At 62.7% G+C, this 8452-nt stretch carries 6 protein-coding genes; all 6 read right to left on the bottom strand.

From position 1 onward, the window contains the following. Positions 1-2180: Ig-like domain-containing protein (locus HUJ17_RS03120; RefSeq protein WP_290509303.1), on the bottom strand; the 2180-nt coding region annotated here is incomplete at its 3' end. A 10-nt stretch (positions 2181-2190) separates the two neighbouring features. Beyond that, the gene (locus HUJ17_RS03115; protein ID WP_062815334.1) at positions 2191-3555 is read right to left on the bottom strand and encodes an outer membrane protein transport protein; all 1365 of its coding nucleotides are present in this window, start codon (positions 3553-3555) and stop codon (positions 2191-2193) included. A gap of 255 nt (positions 3556-3810) precedes the next feature. After that, positions 3811-5412, bottom strand: a complete 1602-nt coding sequence (locus tag HUJ17_RS03110; RefSeq protein WP_103917126.1) for an iron ABC transporter permease — start codon at positions 5410-5412, stop codon at positions 3811-3813. A 3-nt stretch (positions 5413-5415) separates the two neighbouring features. After that, on the bottom strand, positions 5416-6429 hold the full coding sequence (locus HUJ17_RS03105) for an extracellular solute-binding protein (protein ID WP_197461836.1): 1014 nt from the start codon (positions 6427-6429) through the stop codon (positions 5416-5418). Between the two features lie 130 nt (positions 6430-6559). Next, positions 6560-7813 (bottom strand): UbiH/UbiF/VisC/COQ6 family ubiquinone biosynthesis hydroxylase, encoded by a 1254-nt coding sequence (locus HUJ17_RS03100; RefSeq protein WP_231874141.1) that lies wholly within the window; start codon positions 7811-7813, stop codon positions 6560-6562. A gap of 259 nt (positions 7814-8072) precedes the next feature. Next, a partial coding sequence (locus HUJ17_RS03095; protein ID WP_290509302.1) for an FAD-dependent monooxygenase occupies positions 8073-8452 on the bottom strand: 380 nt, incomplete at its 5' end.

Here is an 8452-nt window from a genome sequence, read left to right as displayed (position 1 = left end):
ATGTAACGGTAATAGGCACCCTCTTCCCAGGGTTGGGACGGGGTAAAGACCAGGCGACGATTGCCCACCTCCAGCTTGCCGGTCACACCCGCCTCACAGCGGTATTTGCGTTTGCCGTCTTCGTCATAGCGCAGCGGGCGCCCCGTGGCTGGGTCCAGCTCCACCTTTTCCACCCGGAAGCTGCCCACGTCACAGGCATTGGTATTTTCAAAGACCACCGATTCCGCGTCGATATCCCGGGAGAAATTCACCCGGATAGCACGATCTGTCGGCAGCGAGGGCACCGGATTGCGGTCGTCTTCCACCTTGCCGCCCTGGCAGAAACCATGGTTCCCCGCTTCGATTTCCCAGTGCGCCTTGTCGGCGGCACAGGGGAAGCCCGGATAGCTGGTCAGCACGATGGGGGGCGCCAGGTCCCCCACCTGCTGAGGCAGATTAAAGGAAGCATTGACCGGAACCGCGGGGTTGCCGGCCAGGTCGGTGACCCGGGAGCTGACCATGGCGGTATAGCTCTCGCCGAATGCCAACGGAGCAACCGGTCGCATCACCAGGGAGGCGCCATCCAGATACCAGTCCACCGCCACATGGCTGCCATCCTGTTGCAGGCCGAAGGTGTCGCCGGCGCTGAGGCTGGACGGATCCAGGGGCTCATCGAAATTGAGGATCACCGCATCGCCAGGACGGGCGCTCAGCGCTGTGCCCGACTCGTCCACGGCGGGGACCATGGACTGCAATTGTGGTGCGGTCATATCCGGCACCGGTTGCGGCGCGTTCTCCTGATCCTCGTAGGACTTCATATGGAAGCTGAGCAGCCCAAAGGCGGTTTCCTGGCCCAGGACTTTCGGCTCCACGATACCCACCGCATCAATTTCCATGCGGCCCTCTTTTACCAGCGCCATGCCATTGAGTTCCACATGCAGCAGGGTCTGGCTGAGGGCGCCGTTGGCCTCCGGGTTTTCCGCCGTCATGGACACATCCATGTACAGCTTCACCTGCTTGGGCGCTTCATGGGCATCACTGTAGGGGTTGGGCAACAGGTAACCTGACGCATCCGACAGGAAGGTCACCGCGATGGCGCCGGTGTCGATGCCCGCCGCCACTTCCCCCGCCACCTTGACGGTCACATTGGTGCCGGTGAGCAGGCTGTTGCGGGGAATCCGCAGTGGCGATACCTGCGGATAATTCGGCAGGTAGGCCAGCTCCGCGAACACATCGCCAGTCTGCATGGTCGCATCCTTGTCGCCCAGCAGGGTGGACTGGATTGGCACACAGTTCATGGTGGCGCCGGTAAGCTTGGCCACCAGGGCATCCGGAGCATTGCACGGGTCGTTCTGGTCCTCACTGGCGCTCAGGGCTTCCTGCACCAGGGTCGCGCGGGGCATGGAATCCCGGGCGGTCCAGCTCTGCTCGAACCCGCCGGTGAGCTGGGCCTGATCCACCCCCCGTACCGACGGGGTGAATTTCAGGGTGTACCGCTGTCCCGGGGTCAGATCCTGGAGAGGATCGATGGTCACCGCATTGCCTTTGACCAGCAGCGCAGCGGGCACGGTATCACCCTCGTGTTCCAGTTCCACGGAAGCTCCACCGTCGGTGTCGCCATATTGCATGGTTCCCGGGTCAAGCATCTGGTTGAAGCGCACCCGCAGGGTGGAAAAGTCCATGAAGGGCAGCGCATTGCCGTCCGGGATCACTTGGCTCACGGCCAGATCCGACGTGGCCATCCGGGTGGACAAGGGTCCGTCATGACTGAGGCGTGTGACGAAATCCAGGCCACCATCCGGGAACACCGGACTGCCCTGGTCCGTTTCGATGCCGTCGATCACCAAGCGGTAATGGCTGTGGCTCTGAAGCGAGCTCTGCGGCTGCAGCATCACGCCCATGCCGCCATCCAGCGATTGCAGGTCACCCAGGGCCACCTGGTTATCTCCCGTGTCCTCACAGGCGTCGCCCAGCTGGCCACAATCGAGCAGGGTAAAGTGACTGGCATCCACCGCCATGGCGTGGGAAAACCGCAACACCAGCGGCGTTTTTGGTGACAGGTTCTGCTGCCCGTCATAGGGATAGCTGTAATACACTTCCGCCTGCTGCCAACCGGCAATGGACGGGGTGTCTCCGGCATCTCCCCCACAGGCGGCCAGGGTCGCGGCCGCGGCGGCCAGCCATAAATTTCTTGTTGTCATCGCCGATCTCCTAGAATTTCAGGGTGATGGAGCCGGAAAACACGTGTACGTCCCCTTCTGCGTCCACACTTTCGTAGGGTTGCGGGAAGGACGGTGAGCGGCGGTCGTAGAGGTCAAAGGTGCGGGTTTCCAGCTTCTGGTACTGGTAAGCCAGATCCAGACGCACCGGAAACGCCAGCACCGGCACTGACTTGTACTGGGCAGTGAGCCCCAGCCCCAGGATCCACTTGTCGGTATCCAGGTAGTTCACTTCCAGGGAGCCGTCGGAATCCAGCGGCGATTCGCTGAAGGCCACCCCACCGGTGACCATGTAGGTGTCATCCAGGTGGAATTCGCCACCCAGCCGGGGCACCACGATGTCCTTGAACTTCAACTCATAGGGGGTGCCTTTGTACTGCACCGCCTGATCTTTGATGGTGTCGCCTTCCAGCTCTTCTTCCAGCCGTGACCATTCCTGCATTTCCACGGTCAGGCCCACCCGCCAACGATCACGCCCGTAGGCCAGACCGGCGGCATAGATGTTCGGCTGATAGGAATCCACGGTGCTGATGGCCAGATTGATACCCGGATCCAGCACAGTGCCGGGAATGGTGATGGTGGAATCCACCGTGGTGTTGGTGTTGGAGTAACCCCGGAAACTGAAGGCAGTCTCCAGACCGCTGTACCAGCAATCGTTGCCGTCACCACAGAAGCTCTCACCCCAGTCCATGTTCATGCCGAAGATCGGACGAATGGAGGGCTTGGCTGACACGTTAAGCGTCTCATAGCTGGTCACCCCGCCCAGGGTGGAGGTGGCCACCAGCTCCGCTTCCGAGTGAAGCGTGATGCGGGCGGACAGGCCCATATCCAGGCCACGCCAGATCTGCGTGCCGCCGCCCAGATTCAGGAACAGGGGCTGACGACCGAATTCGAAGTACTGGCCCTCAACAGAGGTCTGGGAATTGAACGCCATCATTTCCTCGCCGTACTTCTCTACTCCCAGCATGAACCCCAGGTACAGGGGGTGGTTGAAGCGGGTCAGCGAGGACAGGTCGGTTTTCATGCCCAGCAGAGTGTGCTGGGAAGGCGAATCCTGCAGCGTATCGCTGCTGCGCGGCAGCGGCGCGGCGCCACCCAGGCTGCTTGCGCGCAATTCATGGTCCGCATGCAATAACCCGGTGGTCAGCTCGCCCCGATCATCCTGGGCCAGGTAGGCCGGATTGTAGTAAGTGGCGGAGACCTGGCTGTTGAACAAGGACAGGGCCTGGGCAGACGCCAGATCCGACGGCAACACCCCGTAGGTGGTACCGATGTTGCCCATGCTGGCCATGGCCGGCGAGATACACACCACCCCAACGCCCGCCACAACCGCAGGCAGCAGTTTTCGCATTGTCATGAAGCTCTCCAAAAAGACGCGCCCGTACCGGGGCTATTGTTATTTTCGATTTGCATACACAGTTATGTGCGCAAAAAGTTGGCATTAACGTACCAACTTTCCTTCACGAATACATCACGGGAAATGGCTAAACCGTCACCAAATTTACATATATACACAAAAAGAAACGTTACGATATCGGAACAGCTAGGGAGATGTTCGTAGCTTTTTCGGGGAAGTTAGGCCATTTGCAGGATGCAATAGCCGACAGGACCATCAGCCCTGGGGGGAATCCAGTCGCTCGGCGCGTCGACGGGTCAGCACCATCACCGGGATCAACCCCAAGAGCACCAGGGTCAGCGCCGGGGCGGCAGCCCGTTGCCACTCCCCCTCGGCGGTCAACTCGTAAATCCGGACTGCCAGAGTGTCCCAGCCGAAGGGGCGCAGCAGCAGGGTGGCCGGCATTTCCTTCATCACATCAATGCCCACCAACAGCAACGCGGTGAGCAGGCCCGGCAACATCATCGGCACATAAACCCGACGGCCCACTTCCGCGGAGGATGCCCCCAGGGTACGGGCCGCCTCCACCAGGCTGGGACGCACCTGCTGGAGGGCGTTTTCCACCGGACCGAAACCCACCGCCATGAAGCGCACCACATAGGCCAGCAACAATGCCGCCAGGGTACTGACCAGCACGATGCCCAGCCCCAGGTCCGCCAGCCAGCCCTCTACCGCACTGAAACTGATCATGATGCCCACCGCCAGCACCGACCCTGGCAAGGCGTAGCCCAGCGTCGCCAAGCGCACGGCCACGGACACGGACCGTGATGGCTGATGCCGCTTCACCCAGGCCAGCCAGCCGGCCAGACTCAGCACCAGCAGCGCGGCCATGGTCCCGAGCAGGAAGGTCCGCCAGATCAGATTGAGGAAACGGGCATCCACCTGCATCAGGCCGTTGTCGATCACCCAGTAGAGCAGGCGGCTGACCGGCAGCAGGAAGGCCATGAACAACACGGAAAAGGCAAACAGCGTCACCCCCCAGGCCAGCCGCGGACGACTGCGCAAGGTCTGCCGCCCACCAATTTCACTGTAGCGGGCACGGCTGCGGCCGCGCCGTTCCAGCCATAGGGCCACCACTACGAACAGCAATAGCAGGGAGGCGAGCTGGGCGGCTGCCTGCAGGTTGAACAGGCCGTACCAGCTCTTGTAGATGGCCGTGGTGAAAGTATCGAAGTTGAAGATGCTGACCGCGCCAAAGTCCGCCAGGGTTTCCATCAACGCCAGGGCCAGCCCGGCAGCAATACCGGGCCGTGCCATCGGCAGTGCCACCCGGAAGAAGGCGGACGAAGCCGTGTCACCGAGGATGCGGGCCTGTTCCAGCACCGCCCGCCCCTGGGCCTCGAAAGCCAGCCGGGCGAGCATGTAGACATAGGGATAGAGCACCAGGGACAGGGTGATCACCACCCAGAGGGGATGGCGGGCACTGAAGTCGGGCAGCATCGGCAGCCACTGGCGCAGAAAGGTCTGGATGGGGCCGGCGTAATCCAGCAAGTCCACCATCACGAAGGCGAGAACATAGGCGGGCATGGCCATGGGCAGCAGAAGCGCCCATTGCAGCCAGCGGCGCCCGGGGAATTCCAGGGTGGCCACACACCAGGCCAGGGACACGCCGAGCAGCAGCACCCCGGCGGACACCCCCACCATCAGGAACAGGGTGTTGCCCACCAGCCGCCACAGCACCGTGTCGAGCAGGTGCTGCCAGGTGGCCCATTGCTCCTGCTGCCAGGCGGCCAGCAAGACCACAATGGGCACCAGCACCAGCAAGGCCAGCAGCAGAACGCTGGCTCCGCTGGCGGACAGGGCTCCCCGGGTTCGCACCGGTTAGCGGTACCCGGCGCGGTCCATCAGTTTGACCGCATCCACCTGCAAGGCACCGGCCACACTGACGTTGAGATCATCCGACTGGAATTCCCCCCAGGAAGCCACCTCTTCGGCGGGCTCCACGGCGGCATTCACCGGGTACTCCATATTGCGGTCGGCCAGCAGCTTCTGGGCTTCCGGTTGGCTCATCCACTCCAGCAGGTCGCGGGCCTTTTCCGGCCGCGGCGCATGGCGGGTGATGCCCGCGCCGGAGATGTTCACGTGCACGCCGCTGGAATCCTGGTTGGCCCAGAACAGGGACAGGGGCAGCTGCGGGTTATCCTGCTTCATGCGGCCAAAGTAGTAAGTGTTTACTATGCCCACATCGCACTGACCGGCCACGATGGCTTCCATCAGAGCCGTGTCGTTGGAGAACACGTCGGTGGCCAGATTCGCCACCCAGCCACGCACGATTTCCTCGGTTTTTTCCTCGCCCAGGCGCTGGATCATGGTTGCTACCAGGGACTGGTTGTAGACCTTCTTGGAGGTGCGCAGACAAAGACGCCCCTTCCACTCCGGGTCGGCCAGGGCTTCATAGCTGGACAGGGCGGACGGATCAACGCGCTCGGGGGAATAAACCAGGGTGCGGGCCCGCACGGTCAGACCGAACCAGCGGTTCTCCGGGTCGGTCAGTTCCGCCGGCACATTGGCGGCCAGCACCTGGGAGTCCAGGGGTTGCAGCAGGCCCTTGTCCGCCGCATTCCACAGGTTACCGGCATCCACCGTGATCAGCATATCCGCGGGGGAACGCTCACCCTCCGCCTGCAAACGGGCGGTCAGGGCGGCGGCGTTGTCAGTGATATAGCGGATTTTCACCCCGGTAGCCTCGGTGTAGGCATCGAATACCGGCTTGATCAAATGGTCATTGCGCGAGGTATAGACCACCAGCTCTTCTTCAGCGGCGGGTTCGGAACAGGCCCACAGGCCGGTAAGCATGACAGCGGCGGCAGCCACAGTGGCAATGGCTCGCATCATAGCGGACTCCATAAATGCACAAGGAAACAAGAATGATTCTTAATTGGGCGGCAAGTATGGCAGGAATTTATGCCAAGCTCTAGAGCCTGTCGGCACTATTTGCCGCGCCCCCGCGGACCGTTCAATACCCTCAAGCCCGGGGCCGCGCCCGAACCGGTAAATCGGCGCCCCGCCCCATGGCCTGGCTGGCAAACAGACGCTTGAGTGGCCCGGCCTGATTGACCCAGCGCATGCCGGTATTGCGCAACCAGCGCACCGGCAGGGCCCGCTGCCCGAACAACTGCTGAAACCCGCGCATGGCGTTCTGCATGAGCAGATTCTCGCCACGGCGACGACGCTGGTAACGGGCCAGGGCCGCACTGTCGGCACAGGACCGCCCGCTTTGTGTGGCACGCTCCACCTCTTCTGCCAGCACCGCCGCATCCAGCAGGCCCAGGTTCACGCCCTGGCCGGCCAGCGGATGTATTACATGGGCGGCATCGCCCACCAGTGCCAACCCGGCTGCCACATAGCTGCTGGCATGCCGCTCCTGAATGGGAAACACCGCCCGCTCGCTGAGCAGGGTCACTTCACCCAGCGCCTCGCCCGTGGCCGCCTGCAGTTCGGCCGCAAAATCCGCCGGCGCCGCTTCCCGCAGCCGGGCAATCCGCTCCGGCCAGCCAGACCAGACGATGGAACACTGCCGCTGTTCACCCTGTTGCGGGTCACTGTAAAGCGGCAGCAACGCCAAGGGGCCGGATTCCATGAATACCTGACGGGCACAGGCGTTATGGGGCAAGGCAGTGGCGATGGTCGCCACCAGCGCATGGTGACCGCTGTCACGGGCGCCACCACTAATACCGGCCCAGTCACGGACCCGGGAGCGGGCGCCATCGGCGCCCACCAGCAGGTCTGCCTGCCATTGCTCATCGCCCGCACGGACCTGCCAGCGACCCTCTTCACGGCGCGCCTCTTCAACGGCCACCCCACAGCGCCAATGCAGGTTCGGGTAGTCCGCCGCACGGCGGTACAGGGCGGCCGCCAGGTGGCCATTCTCCAGCAACCAGCCCAGGGATTGCGCTCCCACTTCCCGGGCGCGGAACAACACTTCACCGGTGCCATCCTGATCCCAGACCTGCATGGCGTCGTAGGGCTGCACCCGGCTCATGTCCAGGTACTCCCAGACACCACTGTTCTGCAGCAGCCAGTGACTGGCCTCGGTGAGCGTGGACACCCGCAACTGGGCCGGGCCGGTCGGCATCACTGGCGCCGGCGCCCCATCCAGCACCGTCACGGTCAGCCCCTGCTCCGCCAGCAACACCGCCAGCAAGCCCCCGGTCATGCCACCGCCGACAATGACGATGTGTTGTTTTTCGCTTGCAGGCGACACGCTATTGGGTTGCACGCTTTGTCCTCACGTTTTCAGGTGCTTTGAGTTGAAAGTTCAAAGTTTAAAGTTGAAACACGACGCTCGTTTAGTGCCAGCCGAGCGGCGTTTCCCCCGCGTCCATACATGACAGGGAAAAGATTAAAAGCAAGGCCCAACCTTGGCGCCTCATTGTTACGGTGCATTCTACGGGTCTTGCGGCGCGGCGTTGACGCAAATCGTGTGGCTACAAGTTTCGCTCGCGTTTCAACTTTAAACTTTGAACTTTCAACTGCTTTCACAAGCCCATGGCGCGGCGCGCAAAACCCTGGCGCAGGCCGGGCAGGATATCCATGGCCACCAGCCCCAGCTGCCGGCTGTGGGCGAACAACGGCTGCTGCACCCGGAACAACTCCGGTACCCAGCGGGAGGCCTGGCTGATCAGGGCCTGGTCCTGCTCCCGGCGTTGCACGTATTGCTGCAACAGGGACAATGCACCCGGTGCCGGGGCAGCGCCAACGGTGCTGGCCAACTGCACCAGATCGCGCACGGTCAGGTTGAAACCCTGCCCCGCTACCGGGTGCAAGGTATGGGCAGCATTGCCCACCACCACCCCATAGGGAACCGCCTGGGCACAGGCATGGGTCAGCACCAGCGGGTAACGCTGGCGTTCGCCGA

Source organism: Alcanivorax sp., from assembly GCF_014762765.1.
GTDB lineage: Bacteria > Pseudomonadota > Gammaproteobacteria > Pseudomonadales > Alcanivoracaceae > Alcanivorax.
Note: the sequence above shows the minus strand (reverse complement) of the source record. Positions and strands in the feature narration are given on the sequence as shown.